The organism is Prosthecobacter sp. (genome assembly GCF_044232965.1).
GTDB lineage: Bacteria > Verrucomicrobiota > Verrucomicrobiia > Verrucomicrobiales > Verrucomicrobiaceae > Prosthecobacter.
Genome location: NZ_JBIIKX010000006.1, coordinates 21,425 through 42,152, shown reverse-complemented (window position 1 = coordinate 42,152; position 20,728 = coordinate 21,425). Strand labels below are relative to the sequence as shown.

At 60.7% G+C, this 20,728-nt stretch carries 21 protein-coding genes; 9 read left to right on the top strand and 12 right to left on the bottom strand.

The window, feature by feature from the left end; all coding sequences use genetic code 11:
• Window positions 1–84 precede the first annotated feature (84 nt).
• The gene (locus ACILSI_RS04345; protein ID WP_395720625.1) at window positions 85–969 is read left to right on the top strand and encodes a S1 RNA-binding domain-containing protein; all 885 of its coding nucleotides are present in this window, start codon (window positions 85–87) and stop codon (window positions 967–969) included.
• On the opposite strand, the gene ACILSI_RS04340 is transcribed toward ACILSI_RS04345, so the two are convergent.
• Entirely contained in the window at window positions 970–2,664 is a 1,695-nt protein-coding gene (locus ACILSI_RS04340; RefSeq protein WP_395720624.1) for a hypothetical protein, read from the bottom strand.
• A 110-nt stretch (window positions 2,665–2,774) separates the two neighbouring features.
• Between ACILSI_RS04340 and ACILSI_RS04335 the strand changes: the two genes are divergently transcribed.
• Window positions 2,775–3,377, top strand: coding sequence for a matrixin family metalloprotease (locus ACILSI_RS04335; RefSeq protein WP_395720623.1), 603 nt, complete (start codon window positions 2,775–2,777; stop codon window positions 3,375–3,377).
• A 257-nt stretch (window positions 3,378–3,634) separates the two neighbouring features.
• Window positions 3,635–3,898 (top strand): hypothetical protein, encoded by a 264-nt coding sequence (locus tag ACILSI_RS04330; RefSeq protein ID WP_395720622.1) that lies wholly within the window; start codon window positions 3,635–3,637, stop codon window positions 3,896–3,898.
• A 4-nt stretch (window positions 3,899–3,902) separates the two neighbouring features.
• Here ACILSI_RS04330 and ACILSI_RS04325 read toward each other — a convergent pair whose 3' ends face one another.
• Complete coding sequence (locus tag ACILSI_RS04325; protein WP_395720621.1) at window positions 3,903–5,072, bottom strand: aminotransferase class I/II-fold pyridoxal phosphate-dependent enzyme; 1,170 nt, start codon at window positions 5,070–5,072, stop codon at window positions 3,903–3,905.
• A gap of 5 nt (window positions 5,073–5,077) precedes the next feature.
• Window positions 5,078–5,734: a tetratricopeptide repeat protein gene (locus tag ACILSI_RS04320; protein WP_395720620.1), complete on the bottom strand. Its 657-nt coding sequence runs from the start codon at window positions 5,732–5,734 to the stop codon at window positions 5,078–5,080.
• 105 nt (window positions 5,735–5,839) lie between these two features.
• On the opposite strand from ACILSI_RS04320, the gene lexA reads away from it, so the two are divergent.
• Window positions 5,840–6,475 (top strand): transcriptional repressor LexA, encoded by a 636-nt coding sequence (gene lexA / locus ACILSI_RS04315; RefSeq protein WP_395720619.1) that lies wholly within the window; start codon window positions 5,840–5,842, stop codon window positions 6,473–6,475.
• Window positions 6,476–6,574: 99 nt separating this feature from the next.
• Here lexA and ACILSI_RS04310 read toward each other — a convergent pair whose 3' ends face one another.
• The 4 genes from ACILSI_RS04310 to ACILSI_RS04295 all read right to left on the bottom strand — a co-directional run bounded on the left by ACILSI_RS04310 (window position 6,575) and on the right by ACILSI_RS04295 (window position 10,909).
• On the bottom strand, window positions 6,575–8,050 hold the full coding sequence (locus ACILSI_RS04310; RefSeq protein ID WP_395720618.1) for a carboxypeptidase M32: 1,476 nt from the start codon (window positions 8,048–8,050) through the stop codon (window positions 6,575–6,577).
• 70 nt (window positions 8,051–8,120) lie between these two features.
• A complete protein-coding gene (locus ACILSI_RS04305) occupies window positions 8,121–8,489 on the bottom strand; it encodes a hypothetical protein (protein WP_395720617.1) in 369 nt (122 codons plus the stop codon).
• A 50-nt stretch (window positions 8,490–8,539) separates the two neighbouring features.
• Complete coding sequence (locus tag ACILSI_RS04300; protein WP_395720616.1) at window positions 8,540–9,406, bottom strand: aldehyde dehydrogenase family protein; 867 nt, start codon at window positions 9,404–9,406, stop codon at window positions 8,540–8,542.
• Between the two features lie 6 nt (window positions 9,407–9,412).
• Window positions 9,413–10,909 carry an aldehyde dehydrogenase family protein gene (locus ACILSI_RS04295; RefSeq protein WP_395720615.1) on the bottom strand — a complete coding sequence of 499 codons (1,497 nt, stop codon included), beginning with the start codon at window positions 10,907–10,909 and terminating at the stop codon, window positions 9,413–9,415.
• 105 nt (window positions 10,910–11,014) lie between these two features.
• Here ACILSI_RS04295 and ACILSI_RS04290 point away from each other — a divergent pair, with 105 nt between their 5' ends.
• The gene (locus ACILSI_RS04290; RefSeq protein ID WP_395720614.1) at window positions 11,015–11,602 is read left to right on the top strand and encodes a hypothetical protein; all 588 of its coding nucleotides are present in this window, start codon (window positions 11,015–11,017) and stop codon (window positions 11,600–11,602) included.
• Window positions 11,603–11,607: 5 nt separating this feature from the next.
• Here the strand turns inward: ACILSI_RS04290 and ACILSI_RS04285 are convergent, their stop codons facing one another.
• From ACILSI_RS04285 to ACILSI_RS04270, 4 genes are read right to left on the bottom strand one after another with little or no spacing between them, the layout of a single operon-like run.
• The gene (locus ACILSI_RS04285; protein ID WP_395720613.1) at window positions 11,608–12,183 is read right to left on the bottom strand and encodes a DUF1802 family protein; all 576 of its coding nucleotides are present in this window, start codon (window positions 12,181–12,183) and stop codon (window positions 11,608–11,610) included.
• Window positions 12,184–12,223: 40 nt separating this feature from the next.
• Window positions 12,224–13,480: a phosphatase PAP2/dual specificity phosphatase family protein gene (locus ACILSI_RS04280; protein WP_395720612.1), complete on the bottom strand. Its 1,257-nt coding sequence runs from the start codon at window positions 13,478–13,480 to the stop codon at window positions 12,224–12,226.
• On the bottom strand, window positions 13,477–15,201 hold the full coding sequence (locus ACILSI_RS04275) for a bifunctional alpha/beta hydrolase/class I SAM-dependent methyltransferase (RefSeq protein WP_395720611.1): 1,725 nt from the start codon (window positions 15,199–15,201) through the stop codon (window positions 13,477–13,479). The genes ACILSI_RS04280 and ACILSI_RS04275 overlap by 4 nt, the downstream gene beginning before the upstream one ends.
• Window positions 15,198–15,947 (bottom strand): CDP-alcohol phosphatidyltransferase family protein, encoded by a 750-nt coding sequence (locus ACILSI_RS04270; RefSeq protein WP_395720610.1) that lies wholly within the window; start codon window positions 15,945–15,947, stop codon window positions 15,198–15,200. Before ACILSI_RS04270 ends, ACILSI_RS04275 begins: the two co-directional genes overlap by 4 nt.
• Between ACILSI_RS04270 and ACILSI_RS04265 the strand changes: the two genes are divergently transcribed.
• The 4 genes from ACILSI_RS04265 to ACILSI_RS04250 are packed head-to-tail and all read left to right on the top strand — an operon-like array spanning window position 15,946 to window position 19,263.
• Window positions 15,946–17,343 carry a DUF1501 domain-containing protein gene (locus tag ACILSI_RS04265; RefSeq protein WP_395720609.1) on the top strand — a complete coding sequence of 466 codons (1,398 nt, stop codon included), beginning with the start codon at window positions 15,946–15,948 and terminating at the stop codon, window positions 17,341–17,343. The two genes, ACILSI_RS04270 and ACILSI_RS04265, sit on opposite strands and share 2 nt — an antisense overlap.
• Complete coding sequence (locus tag ACILSI_RS04260; RefSeq protein ID WP_395720608.1) at window positions 17,340–17,849, top strand: hypothetical protein; 510 nt, start codon at window positions 17,340–17,342, stop codon at window positions 17,847–17,849. Before ACILSI_RS04265 ends, ACILSI_RS04260 begins: the two co-directional genes overlap by 4 nt.
• Entirely contained in the window at window positions 17,846–18,688 is an 843-nt protein-coding gene (locus tag ACILSI_RS04255; RefSeq protein WP_395720607.1) for an FkbM family methyltransferase, read from the top strand. Before ACILSI_RS04260 ends, ACILSI_RS04255 begins: the two co-directional genes overlap by 4 nt.
• Entirely contained in the window at window positions 18,685–19,263 is a 579-nt protein-coding gene (locus tag ACILSI_RS04250; RefSeq protein ID WP_395720606.1) for a methyltransferase domain-containing protein, read from the top strand. Before ACILSI_RS04255 ends, ACILSI_RS04250 begins: the two co-directional genes overlap by 4 nt.
• Here ACILSI_RS04250 and ACILSI_RS04245 read toward each other — a convergent pair.
• A complete protein-coding gene (locus ACILSI_RS04245; protein ID WP_395720605.1) occupies window positions 19,253–20,674 on the bottom strand; it encodes a neutral/alkaline non-lysosomal ceramidase N-terminal domain-containing protein in 1,422 nt (473 codons plus the stop codon). The genes ACILSI_RS04250 and ACILSI_RS04245 overlap by 11 nt on opposite strands.
• Window positions 20,675–20,728 lie beyond the last annotated feature (54 nt).

The following is a 20,728-nucleotide window of genomic DNA, read 5'->3' as shown; positions in this document are numbered from 1 at the left end:
ATTTTGACGCTTAAGCCCTGGCTGGGTCGCCTGGGACGAAAGCAACTGCTGGAATGATGCTTCACCGCGTCTAGTCTGCTGCTCATGGCCCAGATTGGCAAACGCAACTCACTCACCGTCCTCCACAGTACGCCGCATGGCATTTATCTGGATGGAGGCGAGCATGGGGAGATTCTGCTGCCGAACCGCTACATCCCGAAGGGCACGAGTCTGGGCGATGCTCTCGATGTTTTCATTTATCGCGATTCGGAAGACCGACTGGTCGCGACGACGGAGCAGCCCTTCGCCACCGTGGGCGAGTTTGCGACGTTGGAAGTGGTGAGTGTGAACCGCAATGTCGGGGCTTTCTTGAACTGGGGGCTGCTGAAGGATCTGCTGCTGCCGTTTCGTGAGCAGGCGGACCCGGTTCGTGTGGGCGACAAAGTCGTCGCCTATATCATGTTGGATGAAAAAACGGACCGCATCATCGCCACCACGCGGCTGAACCGCCATCTGAGCCGCCAACGGCCGCCCTTCAAGCCTGCGCAGCCGGTGGCGCTGCTCATCACCGCCCGCACGCCGCTCGGCTACAACGCGATTGTCGAAGGAACGCATGTCGGACTGCTCTACCACTCGAATGTCGGTGCGCCGTTGCAGGTGGGGCAGCAGCTCAACGGATTCGTGAGCGCCGTTTATCCCAGCGGGAAGATCGACCTCAGCCTCGACGCGTCCGGTTATCAACGTGTGGCTTCATTGACGGACCGCATTCTTGAAGCGCTGAAAAACAACGGCGGCAAACTTGACTTCGATGATGACAGCCCGCCCGAGGTTATTCGCAATCACTTTGAAGCGAGCAAGAAGGCCTTCAAACAAGCCCTGGGTTCGCTTTATAAGCAGCGCCGCATCGAGTTTACGCGTCCGGGCATCGTCGCTTTGGACATTCGCGAGGAGAAACCGGGTGACTGGAAGCCTTCGGGGCCCAAGCACTGATCACGGAGCCGGATACTTCTTCACCTCCGACTTCGAGCCGTCCACGAAGGTCAGTTGCAGCGCTACGAACTTCAAGCCATCTGGCGCTTTAAGGTAAGGCAGGCCCTCGCCGATCTCATAGGGGCCTTCACCGGGCTTTGGCGGCGAGAAGGGGAACTCCTGGTCGAGCTTCTCGCTGTCGAAGGAATAGCGGATGGATTTGAGGATGCCGCGATGCGTGAGCAAGCCGGTGAAATAGACATTGCCGTTCTGAATGCTCAGCCAGGAGGTGGCGGTCATGTCCAGCATGTTTTTGCCGGCCTTGAGCGTGGCCTCGGCAGTGTTCAGCTTCAAAACAAAGGGACCGTTCATCTTGTCAGTCATGTCGGTGTAGCGCACTTCGAGCGTGTGCTCGCCCGGCGCGAGTGTGGCGACCATGATGGTCTGCGACGGCATCGGCAGGCCGGTCTGCGGGTTGGTCATGTTGGCGAAGCCGGTGGACTTGAACTCGCCCGCGCCATCGAGCTTGTACTCGACGTTTTTGATTTTGTAGTCGGCGAAGCCCAGCGTGAGCATCCAGCCTTGGTTCGATTGGTTCGCTGAAAGCGTCACCGGATTCTCCAACACCGCCGCTGGCATCGCCGTGAGCTTGGCGAGTCGTGATTCCGCGTCATCGAGCCAGGCTTTCGCCTGCTTTTTGTCCATGACGTAACGCTGGAACTTTCCGGCAGAGTCCATGGCACGGAATTTCTCCAGCAGCGCCTTTTCCTCACGCTTGTCGGCAAGGGTCTGGTCGCCGAGTTTTTCCACAGAGAATTCACGGCTCAGCAGATACACCGCCGGCGCAAAATCCGCGTGTTTCTCGACACCTTGCTTCAAAGCGGCGATGCGCTGCTCCTTCGGCAGCAGCAGGGCTGCCGCGATCTCCAAACTCGTGCTGGTGGTGCTCTTCCGCATCGCCGCCACGACCTCACGCGCACCTTCGAGACCGTCCTGCACTTTCAACATGTCCGTGTAGGCCAGATACGGGTCGATGAAATCCACTCCGCTCGCCAGATAGGCGTTGTAGCTCTTGCGGGCGCTGGCGAAGTCGGACTTCAGCTCGAACATGCGGGCGTTGTGGTAGTGCTCTGCCGGTGTGGTGGCATTGGCGATGATCGCGCCGCCTTTCGTGGCCTGCTCAAACACCGCGCTCATGTCTTCCAGCTTCGTGAGCACCTGATCGGTCTTGGTTTCGATGCGTTCCGTCGTCTCCTTCACTTCCACCACGTCCTTCTCGATCTTGAACAGCGATTTCTGCGCCTGCTCCAGCGCCGGCACGAGCGTGGCGAGCACGCCTTTGTCCTCCTCAGCCGCGAGTTTTTGAGCGCCCATGAACAGGCACAGAACCACCGTCGAAACGAGGCCAAAGGCAAAGCTCACACTCCAGACATTGTGCTCGGTGGCCTGCTCAAGTTCCTGTTGCGTCACCTTTCCGTCCGCCATCGCGCGACGCAGTTGTCGCTGATGCCCGCCGAACCACAGCAGTCCCGCGATCACCGTCAGTCCCGCCGCGCCAATCGTGAGCCACAGGATGAAATTTGCCACCGGCGTGCCCAGATCCGCCGCCAGCCCGACCATGCCCGAAAGCGGCCCGCCCGCCTTCGCCGCCCGCAGCATCAATGACTGATAGTTCCGGCCGCAGGTGCCGCAGAGTGAGGAAAGCAGGGAGGCCATGGTGCCGTATCTTGCCTCACCTGGGAGGATTGTTGAAGCGCAAAATGAAACGCCGGTGAGTGAGGATTGCAGCTTTCTCGTCCCGGCGCTAAGCATCCAAGATGCGCGCCATGTTCCGTGTTTTAATCTCATGCCTGCTCTTTCCAGCCATGCTGCCGGCGCAGGAGCCGGTGGAACTCGTTACTTTGCCCGTGCAGGTGCATTTAGTGCGCTCGGCGGTGCATCCTTGGCTTCAATGCGCCATCACTGAGAGCGAGATCCAGGCAGTCTTCGCCGAGGTGAACCGCATCTGGGCTCCGGCGGGCATTCGTTTCGAGGTGAAGGGCATCCGTGAGATGCAGGCGCTGAACATCCCTCCCAAGCGCTTTTTCCAACGCTCGCGCAACTGGGTGAAGGAGGCCCTGCCGATGGATCAGTTGGTTTCCGGGGTTCTGAACGTGTGCTTCATCCATGACATGGGGCCGAATGGCTTTTATTACGGTGAGCCGGCTGTCGTCAGCGAGGTGACGACTTCCAGGAGTGTTCGTGGTGGCTCGGAGCATCCGGTGGGCCGTGTGGCCGCGCATGAACTGGGCCATGCGCTGACCTTGAAACACCGGGAGGACCGCAAATGCCTCATGGCTCCCGGCCTGCGCGGCACGGAGCTAAACAAGGAGGAAATCCAGGCGGCGCGACAACGCGCGGTGCAGATCAAGAGATCTTCCCAGTTTTAATGGGCAAGGTTAGGCGCTAGAGTCCACACATGAGCCAAAATCCCAGCCACGAGGATGCTCGTCATCCGGCGTATTGTCGCGCGGGCAGCCGTCCTCTCATGCATTTCCCGACCTGCTGTGGGTGGCTTGTGTGCGCTGGCTGCCTGCTGGCCATGGATCGCATGCCGTCTGCCGAACCTGTGAAGCTGGTTCCCCGGGCCATCCCTGGGATGACTGCCTCGCAAATCAAAGCTCCCAGTGTCAGACCGAATCCGGTGGTGAAAGCTCCCGTAGCCACTGTCACATCCGGTGAAAAGGCGCGGGTGCTGTCCATACGCCGACACGATCAACTTCCGGAGTCGCAGAAGCTCAAAAAAAACGGGCCGGCGCTCATTCTTCCCAACGAAGACAAAAACCCCACGCCCCCCGCCGCGCCGACCCTCCAAGACGGGCAAATCAGGATTATTCCCAAAGAACTGCTGCCTGCATTGAAGATCCAGAAGGACGAGCAGCAGAAGACGCCAACGCCACCCGCCAAGTAAGCCGTCACAAGGCGCTTGCCTGCGGCGGTTCATCCATCGGCAAAGCCTTGAGCGTCTGCTTTAAGGCGTCGATCTGTGCCATGTCGTGTGACGCGCTGACGGTGAGCCTCAGCCTGGCGCTGCCGCGTGCCACGGTGGGATAGCGGATGCAGGGAACAAGGTAACCTGCATCATTCAGAGTCTGGCTCGCACTCATGGCCGCCGCTTCCGTGCCGAGAATCAGCGGCAGAATCGCCGCTTTCACTTCGCTGCCGCGCAGGATCGGCATCAACGCCTGCGCATTTCGACGCAGCGCCTTTCGCAAAGCAGAGCCCTGCTCACCACGCAAAAGATTCAGCGCTGTGAGCGCCGCATGAGCCAGATGCGGCGGCGGTGCCGTGGTGTAGATGAAACTGCGAGCGCGATTAATCAGCAGGTCGATGACTTGTCGTGAGGCCGCCAGATAGCCGCCGCTGAGGCCGAAGGCCTTGCTCAATGTGCCCATGTGCAGCTCGATCTGCTGGTCCACACCGAGTTCTGCCGCCAGACCGCGTCCTTGCGGTCCGAGCACTCCCACGGCGTGGGCCTCATCGACCATCAGCCAGGCTCCGTGCTTTGATTTGAGCTCGACGATCTCCCGCAGCGGTGCGGCATCGCCATCCATGCTGAAAATCGACTCGGTGACGACGAGCACGCGTCCTTTCGCCGTGCCGAGCAGGCGTTCGAGTTTTTCCAAATGATTGTGCGGAAACACGCGAATCGTCCCCCCGCTCAAGCGAGCCGCATCGACGAGGCAGGCGTGGCACAGCTTGTCGAGAATGATCGTATCCCCCGGTCCCACGAGCGCCGGGATGGCGCCCAGCGCCACCGCAAAGCCGCTGTTGAAGGTCAAGGCGGCCTCGGTGCCTTTGAAATCCGCCAGCGCTTCCTCCAGATCGAGATGCGCACGATGCGTGCCGCACACCAGACGAGACGCGCCTGAGCCGCCGCCGTGTTTTGCCACGCCTTCTTCAAGCGCAGCACGGATTTGCGACGAAGCCGCCAGGCCAAGATAGTCATTCGAGGAAAAATTAACCCACTTGCGCCCACCGGAGCGCACGATCGCGCCGTTCGCCTCATCCAGAGGCCGTAGCTCGCGCCACAGGCCCTGCGCGCGCAGTTCATCGAGCCGTGCGGCGATGTTCCAGGAGTCCATGTGCTTTATTCCTTCAGACGACGCTCCACCACGTCATCCTTCGCCACACCGAGGGCCAGCGCCTTGTCATAATGCCGTCGTGCCAGCTCGATTGCCGGCGGGCGGTGTTCCAGCAGCATGAGCGCGAGATTGAAGTGTGCGATGCCGTAGTCGGGCTTCAGATCGATCGCCTTTTGCAGCTCGGCCTCCGCCGCGTCCGCCCAACCGAACTCCTTCATCGTGATTGCCAGAAAGTTGTGCGCTCGCGCATCCTCCGGTTCCTCGTGAATGGCCCGTGTGAAACACGAAATCGCACGGTAGGTGTCCCCCTGCCGTTGCAGCAGCAAGCCCAGCGCTGTCCATGATGGGGCGAGCTGCGGATTGAACTGCACCGATTTTTCAAAGCACTCGATGGCGCGCTTCACCTCGCCTGCCTGCTGCTCCACCGCGCCGAGGTTTGCCCATACCAGCGCGTTGCCATCATCCAGTTCCAGCATCTCCTGGTAGGCCTTGCGAGCTCCGGCCCAGTCCTTTCTGGCAAAATACGCCACGGCGCGTTCCCCCAGCACCTTGGTGTGCGGCGGCAGCATGCCGGTTTTGTTCATGTTGGCCGGGGTCATCGGCGCGAGTTCCTGGGCATGACCAGCAATGGCCAGCAGGGTCAGCACGGAGATTTGGATCAATTTGAGGAGCCTCATTCCCCGACCATGCGCAGAAAGCGGCGCAGGAAAACTCCTTGCGCATGCCTTGTGAACAGGAATGTTCGCCCGAACAGCCCAATCGCCGCCATGATGCCCGACACCGACACCCGTCTCACCGCCCGTCAGCAGGAGCTGCTCGACTACCTCCGCAGCTACCAGCGCAGTGAGGGCGTCATGCCCTCCACGCGTGACATCCAGCGCCACTTCGGCTTCTCCAGCCAGACCGCCGCCATGAGCCACCTGCGCGCGCTGGAAAAGAAAGGTGTCATCCAGCGCCATGCGCACAAGGCCCGCGCCGTCGTCTTTCCTGAGGATCTCGACCGCGCAGAAATCATCGACATTCCTGTCTTTGGCAGCATCCCTGCAGGCATGGCCGCGGCGGACATGGTGCAGCACGCCGAGAAATGCATCTCCGTGGATGTGAACACCCTCGGCATCCCGCGCAGCGCAAAAAGCTTCGCGCTCAAGGTGCGTGGCGAGTCCATGATCGGCGCCCTCATCGGCGATGGCGATCTCGTCATCCTCGAAATCAAAGAGCCACGCCCCCGTGACATCGTCGCCGCGCTCATCGACGGCGAAACAACTCTGAAGCGTTACCTCGTCAAAGACTCACAGTCCTTCCTCAAGGCCGAGAACCCCGAGTTCCCCGATCTCATTCCGGTGCGTGAGCTCATGATTCAAGGGGTCATGATCGGCCTCATCCGGCACATGCGGCGGGAGTAGAAGGCGTGAGTTTTGTCAAGGCTGCGCCGTCAAGGAGTCAAGCATGGTCAAGAAGTGAAAGTCGCGACGCTTGGCCCCTCCTTGACCTCTTGACTCACCTCATCCCACATACCGCTCCCGCAGGTGCGCAATGTGCCACTTCGCATCCGTCGGCTTGCCCGTTGCTTGCGTGATGATTTCCTGCGGCAGCAGCGCACCGCCTTGCGAATGCACATGGTCGCGCAGCCACTTCAGCAGCGGCGCGTAGTCGCATTTCTCCAGCGCGGCGGCGATTTTCTTCTGCTTCTTCGCCGTCGCGAAGAGTTGAGCCGCATTGAGGTTTCCCAGCGTGTACGTCGCGAAGTAACCGAGACCGCCCATGCTCCAATGGATGTCTTGCAGGCAGCCGCGACGGTCATCCGGCGGCGTCATGCCGAACAGCTCGCGATACTCGTCGTTCCACACCTTCGGCACGTCCTGCACGGCCAGTTCGCCCTTCACCAGACGACGCTCGATGCCAAAGCGCAGCAGGATGTGCAGGTCATACGTCGCCTCGTCCGCCTCCACCCGGATGAAGCTGAATTCGCTGCGCAGCATCTCCTTCATAAACGCCTCCAGCTTCACCTTCCGCAGATGCGGAAAGAGTTCCTTCGCCCGCGGCAGCCACTTCGCCCAGAACGTGCGGCTGCGGCCCACATGATTCTCCCACAGCCGGCTCTGCGACTCGTGAATGCCCAGCGAGGCCGCTGAACCGCTCGGCAGGCCGTAATCGAGTCCTGGCAACCCCTGCTCGTACAAACCGTGCCCCGCCTCGTGCATCACGCCGAACAGCGACGATAGAAAATCCGACTCGTCATACCGCGTCGTCAGTCGCACATCGCCAGGGCCGAGTGTGGTGCAAAACGGATGCGCCGTCGTGTCGATGCGGCCTGCTTCGAAATCAAACCCCAGGCTCTCCGCGATCTCGCGGTTCAAAATCTGCTGTTTCTCGATGGGATAGCACCCCTTGAGTGCGCCCGGCTTCACCTTCTTCGATTTCGCCACCGCCTCACGGGCGATCTCTGCCAGTTGCGGCCGCAGCTTGGCAAACAGCGCCGCCACCTCGCGTGTCTTGGCACCACGCTCATACAAATCCAGCAGCGCGTCATACGGCTCGTCCTCGTAGCCAAACAAATCCGCCTTTTTTTTCGCGATGGTGAGGACCTTCTCCAAATGCGGCGCAAACATCGCGAAATCCGACTTCGACCGTGCCTCCACCCACGCCGCCTTCGCCAGCGTCGTCACCTGGCTTTCCTCCTCCACGAGCTTCTGCGGCAGTTTCGTTGCCTTATCGATGTCACGTCGCAATCCGCGCACGTTCGCCGCCTGCGTCGCATTCTCCGGCATCTCCGTCTCCGCACGCTCCAACAGCTTCAGTGTCTTTTTTGAGGTCAGCAGCCCATGCGCCTTCCCCGTCAGATACGACAACTGCCGCGCCCGATGCTCCAGCGCCTTCTCCGGCATGTAAGTTTCCTGATCCCAGCCCAACACGGACTCCGTGGAGGTGATCAGGGCAATTTCAGAAACAACGTCGCAAAGGGATTGATAGGCGGTCATGCGTGAAGCCGTGGCGAGAACACGCTGCCTAGCAAGTCACATCATAGTCGACGCAGATGCGTCCACAGAATTATCTGTTACCTGCCCGCCGCGCCTGTTTCACTTCCTCAATGGCAGACTTGATCTCTTCGACTGTCTTGTCTCGGTTCGAAGAGGTGCCCTGCAACTTGTCGATCTCCTTGATGGCGGCTTGAACTTTTTCAATCGCAACATGTGTGTGGCTTCCCTTGTTTTTGGCGGCAGTTTCTAGGCTGGACTGGGCCATTTGCAGGGCCGTTTTGGCCTTTTCGAGGTGAGCCTTCGTTTTCCCCTCAGCGCTGTTCAATATTTGCCTGAGTGCGTTCTCCAGCCGGTCGTTCGCCTCGGTGAGTTTGGGCTGGTTAGCATGTGCACCAGAGACAAACACAAGCAGAACAAGCAGGATTTTGAGGACATTCATGGTTTGAGATTAGCAAACGTGATTTTCTCAATCAATTCAATTCCCGACATTCAAGCCCCCACCGGATGCCACGTCGTCTTGAACTCGATCAGCGCCCGGATCTCCTCCGCGCCCTGCATCTTGTCCGCGAGCCAGTCGATGGGCTCCTCGGCCTTGCGAAGATGCACGCGCTTCACGCTTTCGGCCGCGCCGAGGCGCAGCGCCTTGCGTTCGTCCTCGTTCGCCACGCCGCTGAGGGCGCGGAGGTGCTCGTGCGTGGCAAAAGTGGGGATCAGCTCGCTGCGCACGCCGGTGAGCAGGTTCACCACGCCGCCGGGCAGGTCGCTGGTGGCGAGCATTTCGCCCAAAAGAATGCTCGGATACGGCTGCGTGGTGCTGGCGAGCGCCACGACGCTGTTCCCGCTCGTGATCGCGGGCAAAATCAGCGACAGCAGGCCCAAAACGGGCGCGTCATCCGGCGCGAGGATGCCGACGATGCCCATCGGCTCGGTGACGGTGAAATTGAAGTGCGCCGAGGCCACCGGATTCACACTGCCGAGCACCTGCTCGTATTTGTCCGCCCAGCCCGCGAAATGCACCACGCGCTCGATCGCCGCCGCGACCTCGCGCGAGGCCTCCGCCTTCGAAACACCGCTCAAGGTGATGCTGTCAGCCAGCTCGACGCCCCGCGCCTCAATCATCTCCGCCATGCGGTAAAGAATCTGCCCACGATTGAAAGCCGTGCGCTTCGCCCAGCTCGGCCCAGCTTTCGCCGCAGCCTCCACGGCATTGCGCAGGTCTTTGCGCGTGCATTGCGGGATGTTGGCGAAGAACGCACCGGAGGCATCATGCAACTCGGCCACGCGTCCGCTCTCGCTGCGGATGAAGGCACCGCCGACGTAGCACTTGGGGGTTTTGGTGATGTGAAGTCGTGACATGGCGGTTTAGACGAGTTTGCAATAATCCAGCAGCCCTTGCTTGCCGCCTTCGCGACCGAAGCCGGACTCTTTGTAGCCGCCGAAGGGGCTCGCGGGATCGAACTTGTTGTAAGTGTTGGCCCAGACGACGCCGGCTTTGAGCAGCGTGCTCATTTTGAGGATGCGGCTGCCTTTGTCCGTCCACACTCCGGCGCTGAGGCCGAAGGAAGTGTTGTTGGCCTTTTCGACGGCTTCTTCGAGCGTGCGGAAGGTCAGGATGCTGAGCACCGGGCCAAAGATTTCCTCGCGGGCGATGCGGTGGCTCATGCTGACGCCGGAGAACAGCGTGGGCTTGAAGTAGAAGCCCTTCGTCGGCAGCCGGCACGCGCTCTGATGCATCTCAGCACCTTCTGCGACGCCGCTTTGCACGAGGTCGGTGATCTTGGTGAGTTGCTCACGGCTGTTGATGGCACCGAGATCAGTGTTTTTGTCCATCGGATCACCGACGCGCAGCACGGCGATGCGGCGCTTGAGCTTCGCGAGCACTTCATCCGCCACACTTTCCTGCACGAGCAGTCGCGAGCCCGCGCAGCAGACATGGCCTTGATTGAAGAAGATGCCGTTCACGATGCCCTCGACGGCCTGGTCGAGCGGCGCGTCGTCAAAGACGATGTTCGCGGCCTTGCCGCCGAGTTCGAGCGTGAGCTTCTTGTCCGTGCCCGCGAGGCTGCGCAGGATGATCTTCCCGACCTCGGTGCTGCCGGTGAAGGCCACTTTCGACGTGAGCGGATGATTGATCACCGCCGCGCCGGTCTCGCCCGCGCCGCTGACGATGTTCACGACGCCGTTTGGCAGTCCGGCTTCCTGACAAATCTCGCCAAACTTCAGCGCGGTGATGCTGGTGGTCTCCGCAGGCTTCAACACGACGCAATTTCCTGCCGCGAGCGCCGGGGCGATCTTCCACGCGAGCATGAGCAGCGGAAAATTCCACGGAATGACCTGCCCCACGACGCCGTGAGGTGCGAGTTGGCGACCGGGCGCGAGGAACTCCAGTTTGTCCGCCCAGCCCGCATGATAAAAGAAATGCGCCGCTGCCATCGGGATGTCGAAGTCGCGGGATTCCTTGATCGGCTTCCCGCCATCCATCGTCTCCGCGACGGCGAACTCCCGCGCATGATCCTGCAGCAGCCGCGCGATGCGATAGAGATACTTGCCTCTCTCCTTGCCCGGCATCTTGCCCCACACACTCGTGAAAGCTTTTTGAGCCGCCTTGCAGGCCGCATCCACATCCTGCGCGTCTGCGAGCGCGATGTCGGCGATCTTCGTTTCACTCGCCGGATTGATCGTGGCGAAATATCTGCCCTTCTTCGGTGCCAGGAAGGAACCGTTGATGAACAAATCGTAGCGCTTCTTCAGCTTCGGATCAGCGGTCTCCGGCGCGGGATCAAACTCCCACAGATCGCCAAACACGAGTTCGCGGGCGGGATTCGGGCGTGCGGTTTTTTTTTTGGCAGCGGCGGGCATGACGGACGGATTGTGAGAGGTGGCCGAGGTTTTGCCAAGGTGGATTGTGAAGTCTGGCGGGAATGATGGCTTGATTTCAAGTCCCGCTGCCTCTGTAATTGAGGCATGAAACGTGTCCTCGCCGTTCTGCTGTTGTTTGGAGCCTTTCTTCATGCGGATGAGTTCGATCCCGCGGACAACACGATCGTTCTGGGCCAGCGGGTCGGCTTGATCAAGCCCGGCATGAGCAGCAGCGACATTGAGCGTGCTTACGGGAAGAAGAACCTCAAAAACATGGACCTTCCCGGTCCCGAAGGATCGACTTTCCCCGGAGCCAAGCTCTTCGCAGACAGTGATCGCGAGTTGGAGATCGTCTGGGATCCTGAGAAGGAGTCGAAGAAGATCGTCTTCGACGTTCGTGTCATTGGCAAGGCTTGGAAGTTTGAAAACGGACTCAAGGCGGGCATGACCATCGAGCAGGTCGAGAAGATCAACGGCAAGCCCTTCAAGGTGATGGGTTTTAGCTGGGACTACGGCGGCTACGCCAACTTTGAGGGCGGCAAGCTCGAGGCCAAGGTGAGCCTGCGCTTCAATCCGAGCACGGATGAAATTCCGGATTACCTGATCGGTGACAAGCAGATCTCCTCCACGGACAAAAAGCTCCGCGCTGTGAAACCGGTCGTCGAGGAGATGATCACGGTCTTCATGCGCTGAGCCGATCAGCCGAGGATCGTTTTCAACTTCGCTGACACATCAGCGAACGCTTCATCACTCAATGCTGGTATCGCCGCGGCGGCCATGAGCAGACCTTCCTCCGGCAGTGTGATCCATGAGCGGCAGCCGCCGTAGCTCTTCGCATACGCGAAGTGCCAGCGCTGCGGGAGCTTGTAGGCGCGCACGAGCGCGACATGCAGGCAGCTTTCGTCGTCGTAAATGAAGCGCTCTTTGACCACGTCCTCGTTCCAGATGTGCAGCGGGGCCAGCGCGGCCACCTTGTCCCAGTCCGTGATTTTCCAGACCTGTTCCAGCGTCGCGCAGCCGTCGATATCGACAGTTTGGCGTTCTTCTTCCGGCGGAAAGGCACGCTGCGTGTTCTCGGGTGCCCAACTGAGCTTTTCGGCCTGATTGTGAAACCAGGTCGGGAACAGGAAGAACTCGCGATGCTTCCACTCAAAGCCGCCACGGCCTTCATGGATGCCGCCTTTGCGCAGGATGATGCTGAGCTGGCCTTGCACGAGGGCATCGCAGACGAAGGACCATTCTTTGAATCCGGTAGGGGCGGTGAGGTTGGGCATGGTTCTTTGATTAGCCGGACGATTCGCGAGGGCAAGCGCTCTAAATGACCACGCTGGGTTCCAATGCGCGAATCTTGTGCTTCGCCGCCTCCAAATCGGCCGCAACGCCTTTTTCCACCAGCCAATGCGCGGCGATGAGCGCGGAGCGTTGCAAGCCGAGCTGGCAGTGCATGAAGACACGGCGTCCAGCGGCCCGCTGTTCGCGGATGATGTCCAGCGCAGCGGTGATGTGCTCTGGTTTGAGCGGCACGAGGTCCAGCAGCGGCAGATTGTGATAATGCGCATGCTCGCGGAAGGCCACGGGCGCGTTGGTTTCGGCGGTGAGGTCGAGAACAGCGAGTTCGCCTTCGCGCACGAGTGCTGCGGCCTCTTTGGCGGTGACTTTGCGGCCAAAGAGCACGCCGGGCGTGACTTCATGCCATCCTGGCTTTCGTTGGAGCCACTTGCGCTGGATTTGTGCCGTCGCGATGAGCACCGGCAGCAGGCACCACTCGGCGGAAGGCGAGAGCGTGCCGTTTTCTTTGCCCAGCAGTCGCGACAGGCCCGTGGCATACGCCAGCGTCATGATCCCGCACGCCACGGCGGGCCAGACGAAGAAGATCGAGACAAAACTCAGCGCCGTGCATGCCACGGCACCGATGCCGTAGCGTTGTCCGTATTTTGAGGAAGGATTTCTGGTCCCGAGCTGCCGTGAATCAGGAAAGATGGCCGCGATGGCCCAGCCCATGACGAAACCGCCCGCCACATCGACCAGATGATGCTGCCAGACGAGCAGCGTGGAGAGGCCGATGAGGATGAACCACACCTTCACCGCCGTGCGCAGCCGGCCGGTGAGATGCGCACCGTAAAACACCCACACGAGCGAGCGCAGGCTGATGTGCAGCGACGGCGCGAGGTTGTAGGGCAGGTCGTTGAAGTAGAGCGCGTGAAACAGCGGCGCAGTCCAGCCCACTGGTTCCGGCCTAGGCAGGGCGAGCTTCAGCGGAAACAGCAGATAGCACACACCGCTGGCGATGGTGACGGCGATGAGGCGCTTCGTGAGCAGATTCAGCTCCAGCTTGCTGCCACAGAGAAAAAACGCGCCGCAGAAAAACAGATCGAGCGACCAGTACGGCACCACCAGCTCCCTCACGAAGGGAATGTGCCGCTCCCATTCGAACATCAGCGTCGGCACATCACCACGCGTGGCGGTGAAGTGATTACAGCCGCTGTACACGAGCACAAACGTCGCTCCCGCGAGCGCGAGCCGCCAGATCGCGGGCCAGAACAGGCCGGGTTCGCGTTTTGCGCGGTTCATGCGGGCTTGCGGGCGATGCTGACAGTGAAGATGCCGAAGTCGTCGATCCACTGCTTCTCTTTTTTGAAGCCTGCCTGCTCGACGAGCGCGTCCATCTCACCCTGCGGGCGACGGCGCATCACCCAGAACTGGCCGTCACGATTCGTGAGCGTGCGGGCGATCATTTCGACCTGCGGATGCCATGGCTGGCCGGTGTAGATGAGCCAGCCGCCCGGATTCACCGCGCTGAAGAGACCGCGCAGCGAACGCTGGAGCTTGTCGTTTTCTGGAAACAGCTCATACAGGCCGGAAACGACGGCGATGGAGGGCTTCGGCTCGACGGTGGCCAGCGATTGCTCGTCAAAGGCATCGCCACGCAGATGCGTGATGCGCTCACTGAGACCCATCTGCTGCGCGGACTCACGGCCGCGTGCCAGAGCGGATTCGCTCCAGTCGCGGCACAGAATTTTCAAATCGGGCTCATCGAGCACGTCCAGCAAGTAACGCCCTGCTCCACCGGCGATGTCCATGAGCTGCAACGGCATGCCCGCCTCTCGAACTTGCTTCAGCGCAAAGCGCAGCGCCTGATTCATGCACGCGCGGCGCTGGCGGATGCCGCGCCAACCGATGGCGTTGAGGTAAAAGTAGTCGATGACTTTGCCGACGAGCAGATTGCCGCGCGGCTTGTTGTCATAAACGTAATCGAGCGACTCGCCGGAGTCGAAACCCGTCGCATGGCCGATACGGATGCCCTGGCTGAGCCTGCCGGTCGTGCCGAGAGCTGCGCGCTGGAAAATGAATGAAAGCCCGCGCAGCGAGGGGGATGGCAGCGGCTTCTTCAGGCTCGCAAACTCCGCATTCGTCGCCGGATGCGTCAAATCGGCCTCCAGGCGTGGAGGCGTGAAATTCGCGATGCAGCGCTCGGCGAAGCGTTTGATCGCGCCGCACACTTCATCGCGGCAAAGATCGTGGAAGATGGCATGGCGCGCGCCTTTGAGCGTGAGGTGTGTTTTTTGCTCGCAGCCGTAGTTGGTGTAGAGCGCGTCGATGGCCTCGCGCTTCACCACTTTGTCAGCTCCGGCGGAAAAAAGCAGCAGCGGGCGGTCCATGACTTCCGCGTCGCTGATCACGCGCTGCGCGGTGCCGAAGAGATCGACGAGGATTTTGGCCGAGATGTCCTTCGAGATGAGTTTGTCGGCATCGTAAGCGGCGGCGGCGCTCAGATCGCGGGTGAGCCAGGAGCCGCGAACATAACTCTTGATCGTGGCGTCGGGTTTGAGCTTCTGCATCACTCGGATGCTCGTCAGCGCCCCCGGAACGATCAGATTCACCTCCAGCGCTGGTGTGGCGAGCACCAGACCCGCGATGCGCGGTGCAAAGTCATGCACCCAGGCCGCCGCCACAACTCCGCCGACGCTGTGAGCCACCACCACGGTGCGCTCCGGCGTCAGACCGTGCGCTTTTTGAAGGTGATGGAAAAACGTGTCGAGATCCCGCACATACTCCATGAAACCCGCCGCATGACCGCGCCTTCCTGGCGAAAGGCCATGACCGCGTGCCTCCCAGGCATAGATCGCCGTGTCCGGCATTGTAAGCGAGGGCACTACCGTGTCCCAGCGGTCCGCATGCTCATGGCCGCGATGCAGCAGCACCAGCGCCTTCGTGGCTCCCTGGACGTTCCAGGCTTTGTAGTGCAGCGAGAGTCCGTCGTCGGTGGTGAATTGGAGGCGTTCTGAGTTCATGAGGGTCTTTGATGAAGGACTTTCGCCAGATGACTGACACGACGCCAGACGGTAATAACGATACCTGCATTGATGACAGCAATGGTCCAGGTCAGCAGCGGCCATGTGACCTGCATCAAGTCCAGCGTCAGCATTCCCAGGCAGCCCATCGTCACCGTGAACATCCGGTGCGGTTTCGCCATCGGACCGCAGAAATCGTGTTTGCCGGTGAGGCTGGCCCCAAGCGCACGAACATAGGCGGTCAACACCGAGCCGCCCATGGCCGCCCAGCCCAGCGCGATGCTCCATTCGGTGCCTGCGGCGTATCCCAGCGGCACCAGGATGAAGGCATCGTCGATGCGGTCGGGGATCTCATTGAAAAGCTCGCCCGTGGCCGATTTGAGCCCGCCTTCAACCGCGAGCAGGCCGTCCATCATGTTGCAGAAGAGGCGCAGTTGCACTCCTGCGGCCGCGATGAGCCAGAACACCCACGCCGAATCCGACCGGGCCGCCATCAACGCCGCGCCACCACCGACAGCCGCGCAAACGATTCCCAATAAGGAAACGGTGTTCGGCTTTAACCCTAGATGCAGCATGCCACGCGAAAAAAATTGTGCCCAAGCCGTGCTGCGCGACTTCAATGGACGACGTACCGAAGGATCGCTGGTCATGAGGGCGAAGCAAACAACCGGGCTGCCGGATGTCAATCCGCCTGCTGGCATCGTGAGGAAATAGCGCCATGCTGCACCACGTTTGCTTTCGCACATGTCCCTTCGCCTCAATCCCACCGGTGCCTGCGCGCGCATCAGCCGCCGCCAACTGCTCTCCGCAGGCGGTTTGGGGATGTTCGGGCTGACGATGCCGCGCTTTCTGCGTGCTGCGGAGCATCAGCCGCTGGAGAAGCTCGTGGCGAAGGCGAAGTCGGTGATCTTTTGCTTCCAGTGGGGCGGGCCGAGTCATCTGGAGACCTTTGACATGAAGCCAGATGCTCCCGAAGGCATCCGTGGTTTTCACAAGCCGATCAAATCGAGCGCGGACGGCATCTGGGTCTCGGAGAAGCTGCCGAAGACGGCGAAGGTGATGGACAAGGTCACGCTGGTCCGCTCCGTGCATCACACGATGAAGAATCACAACAGCGCGGGCTATTACGCGCTGAGCGGCCATGCGCCACCGAGTGATGACCAGCGTCTCAAAGATTCGCCCGACCTGTTTCCTGCCTATTCGTCCGTGGTGGATGCCCTGGCTCCATTGGAAGGCGAAATTCCGACGGCGACGACCTTTCCATACATTGTGAGCGATGGTTCCGTGACGCCGGGGCAGCGGGCGAGCTTTCTCGGCAAGGAGCACGATCCTTTCATCGTGCTGCGCGATCCTTCGGCAAAGGACTTTGCGCTCCCGGAGCTGAGCCTTCCAAGCAACGTAAGCTTCGAGCGCCTCAATGCGCGGCGTGAGTTGCAAAAGCTCGTCGATGCGCAGACGCGGATGCTCGATTTCTCCGCCGAGGCACGCGGGATCGAAAGCTACTACGACAAGGCGCTCGCGATGCTGCACAGCGAGAAACTGCGCGCCGCCTTCGATCTTACGAAGGAGCCAGACAAGGTGCGCGATGCGTACGGCCGCTCGCCTTACGGGCAAAGTTTGCTGATGGCGCGGCGTTTGGTCGAGGCAGGGGTGAAATTCGTCACGGTGAATTTCGCGCAGAGCATAGGCGGCCAGAGCACGACCGAGGGCGGCTGGGACACGCATGGGTTCAATGACACGCGCATGTTCCCGATCATCGAGAAGTATCACCTGCCGATCACCGAGCAGACGCTGCCGACGTTTTTGACCGATCTCGATGAACGCGGTCTGCTGGACGAGACGCTCGTCGTGTGGGTCGGAGAGTTTGGTCGCACGCCGAAGATCAACAAGAACATCTCCCGCGACCACTGGCCGCAGTGCTACACCGCGCTGCTCGCCGGCGGCGGTGTGAAGCGCGGTTTTGTGCATGGCGCGTCTGACAAGAACGGCGAGCATCCTGCCGACAAGCCGGTGAAGCCCGATGATCTCGCGGCCACGATGTATCACCTGCTCGGCATCCACTCCGAAACCATGGTCAAAGACGTGATCGGCCGCGACGTGCCGATCAGCTACGGCAAAGTCATTCACGACATCATCGCATGAAGACGCTTCTCCTCATTGTTCTGCTCGCGACACCCGCCTGGGCAGATTTGTCCACGCACGCGTTCTTCAAGCACTTCATCGGCACCTGGAAGGCTGCGGGCGAGTTGAAAGGCGAGAACGACAATCTTGTCACGATCACGGAGGAGTGGACGGGCAAGGCGGATGGCGAAAACGGCTTCCTGATCGAAGGCACGCGCACGCTGAACAGCGACACGCAGCCGTTCAAGTGGACGATCACGCATAACGCGGGCACGGACATGTTTGAGGCCATCCTCAGCGGCGCGGATGCCTCCCAAACGATCCGTTTTGAAGGCAATGTCTCCGAGGTGAACCTCACGCTTGAACTGAAGGCCGTCACTGGCAACGGCCAGAGCAGCATCACCGTGCTCGACAGCTTCAAAGGCGAGCAGAAAGACGTGATTGAGAGCAAGGTCGTCTTCACTGGCGACGCGGGGCAGACGACGTTGGAAGGAACGATCAAGCACGAGAAGCAAAAAGCGCCGTGAGCAGTTATTGGGAGCTTGTGAAGCGCATCTGGCGCGCGCCTGGAAATCGCGGACGGCGGCTGAAGGTGTTGCTGCGCAGTGTGCTGTGGCTGGTGAACAAGAAAACGCTGCGCGGGCCGTGGACGCTGCCGGTGTTTGGTGATTTGAAACTGCGCTGTTATCCAGACAGCATCATCGCGTTGCATGTGGTGCAGCGTGGGGAGTTTCATGACTGGGACACGGCGAAGTTCATCACGGAGTTCTTGAGGGCAGGGGACACTTTTGTCGATGTGGGGGCGAACATCGGGTTGTACACTCTGCCGGCGTCGAGGATCGTCCAGCGGGGTCAAGTGGTGGCCGTGGAGCCGAGTTTGCGGAACCGGGAGCGGCTGGAGGAGAATTTGCGGCTCAACGGCATCACGAGCGTGATGGTCGAAGCCTGCGCCTTGGGTGAAAAAGCGGGCGAAATGGCCTTCTGCGACGCGGACGCGCTCGCACATGTCGAACTGGACGGAGACGGTCCGAGGGTGCCGGTGCGCACGTTGGACTCGATCTTGCCCGAGGGTGAAATTTCGCTGCTGAAGGTGGATGTGGAGGGCTTTGAGCTGTCCGTGTTTCAAGGCGCGGAAAACGCGATGCGGGCCGGACACCTTCCGGTGATCCTGTTCGAGATGAATCACTCGTATGAGCGCTACGGCGTCACGGAGGCGGAGATTTTCGGCTTTCTGCGGTCACACGGCTATCAAATCGCCCGTTACGAGCATGATGCGCGTAAACTCGTCACGCATGACTTGGAAGGCGATGTGGTCGCCTTCACGCCATGCGGCGAACAACTCATTCACGAACGACTGTTGTCATGAACATCACCAACTGGGACCAGGCTTATCAGGAAAACTTCACGCCGTGGGACAAGGGGCAGCCCTCTCCGCCGCTGGTGGAGTGGTTGGCGCGAAACAAACTCGCGGGGCGCGTGCTGGTGCCGGGATGCGGCGTGGGTCATGACGTGGCGCATCTTGTCTCGCTTGGCATCGACGCGCACGGGCTCGACATCGCACCTACGGCGATTGCGAGGGCGAAGGAGCGTTACCCTCAACTGGCGGAGCGGTTTGTGCTGGCGGATTTGTTTGAGCACCAGGGCGAGTTTGACGCCATTATCGAGCACACCTGCCTCTGTGCATTGCCGCCGGAGTGGCGGGAGAGGTATCGGGACGCGGTGGCAAGGCTGCTGAAACCGTGCGGGCTGCTGATCGGCACCTGGTTCGTGAATCCCGAGATGGATCCAGGTGAAAGCGGGCCGCCGTTTGGCATCTCGCCTGAGGAGCTGGCCGCGCTTTTTGCGGATCAGTTTGAGGTGATCGAGAGCTACACGCCGGAAGCCGCGTATCCGGGCCGGGAAGGGCGTGAACTGCTGCGGGTTCTGCGGCTCAGCGTTTGACGCTGCTGCTCAGCGGATCCGGTGACATGAGTTGAACCCGCTCCGTGACAAAGTTCTGCGGCACGAGCTTTTTCACGGTGCTGGCGATGATGCCCTCAATGCCGGAGGCGAAGCGAGTGGGGCGGCCGTAATAAATCATCGCGTCAGCAGCCTCGTAGCCGCCTTCCTCCCACACTCGCTGGGAGGGGATGTAGCAGGGCACGTCGTTGGTGTAACCGTTCACCCAAGTGCGGGCGTGGTCGAATTCGCGTTTGAAGCGCAGGCTGTAATCCACCACGACCTCGCCGGGCAGGTTGATGGTGAGCAGGTCGTCGCCGTAATGCCATACCTGCACCATGTAAGGCAGGGCGGGCGGGATTTTCTCGCCGCGTTCGAGCATTTCGAGATGTTTCTTCGCATGGTGGGCGGTGTGTTTGTTTTTGTCAGCCGCCCTGGCCTGCCACTCTTCTTTGGTGGGCAGGTTGTCGTAAGGGAGCATGACCTCGCTGGTGGCGCAGTTGAGCGGGCCGGTCAGCGGGCGCATGGGCTGGTTGATGACACGCACGATCTCCTTCGCGAGATTGACACCATGATTGGTGACGAAGCGCAGTTCACGTCTGGGGTAGGGATTCTGGTCCGCGCCGCAGCCGATGGCGACGAGGCAAACGGCCCCTGGGAAGCGCAGTTCCATCTCGGCATGCGCCATGCCCGCCCAGTCGCCATGTATCTCGTCGATGCCCAGTGTGGTGCAGTGGCAGGCGTAGCTCGCATGGGTGGCGATGAGCTTTTTGCCATCGGCGGACCGCACCCGCAGCACGGGCAGGGCCCGGTCGCTGGGGCCGTTGAAGTTTTGCGCATTTTGAAAGCCGGTTTCAGTCTTCAGGCGGCGGTTATAGGCGAAATAAACTTTTCCGCCGCCCCAGTCGAGCTGCGCGGGCTGCATCTTGCCCAGCGCTTCACCAATGGTTTTCACCATGCGGGCGGTCAGTTCCTCGGTGTAACGATCCACTCGCTCCTGCTGATCCGCAGGCAAGTCCGCGCCAAACATGAAAGGCAGTACCCCCTTGAGCATGGGGGCGCAGTGCGTGTGGGTGGAGTGCAGGGCGAAACGCTCGTCCTGAACGGTCTTTCCTGCGGCGGCGAGGCGTTTGAGCACCTCGGTTCGCACGGCTGCCGGAACACCGCAGTTGTCCACGGTGATGATCACCGCCGGGGCTTCACCCTGCCACTGGAGCGCGAGCGCGTTGGCATGGATGCGGGCGGCGATCTTGTCACACTCCGTTGTCCGACTGCCGTAGCCGCTGAGACGCACCGGATGATCCGGGGTGATGTCAATGTGGGCCGCTCCAGCCTTCCAACCCGTGCTGTTCTGCGCCGACATCACCCCTGGAATGACCAGGAACAAAAGCGCCCGGAAGAGTTTCTTGTGCATTTTTTGATCATGCACAAATTCTCCCCCTTTACACAAGGCTGGATTTTTACAGAT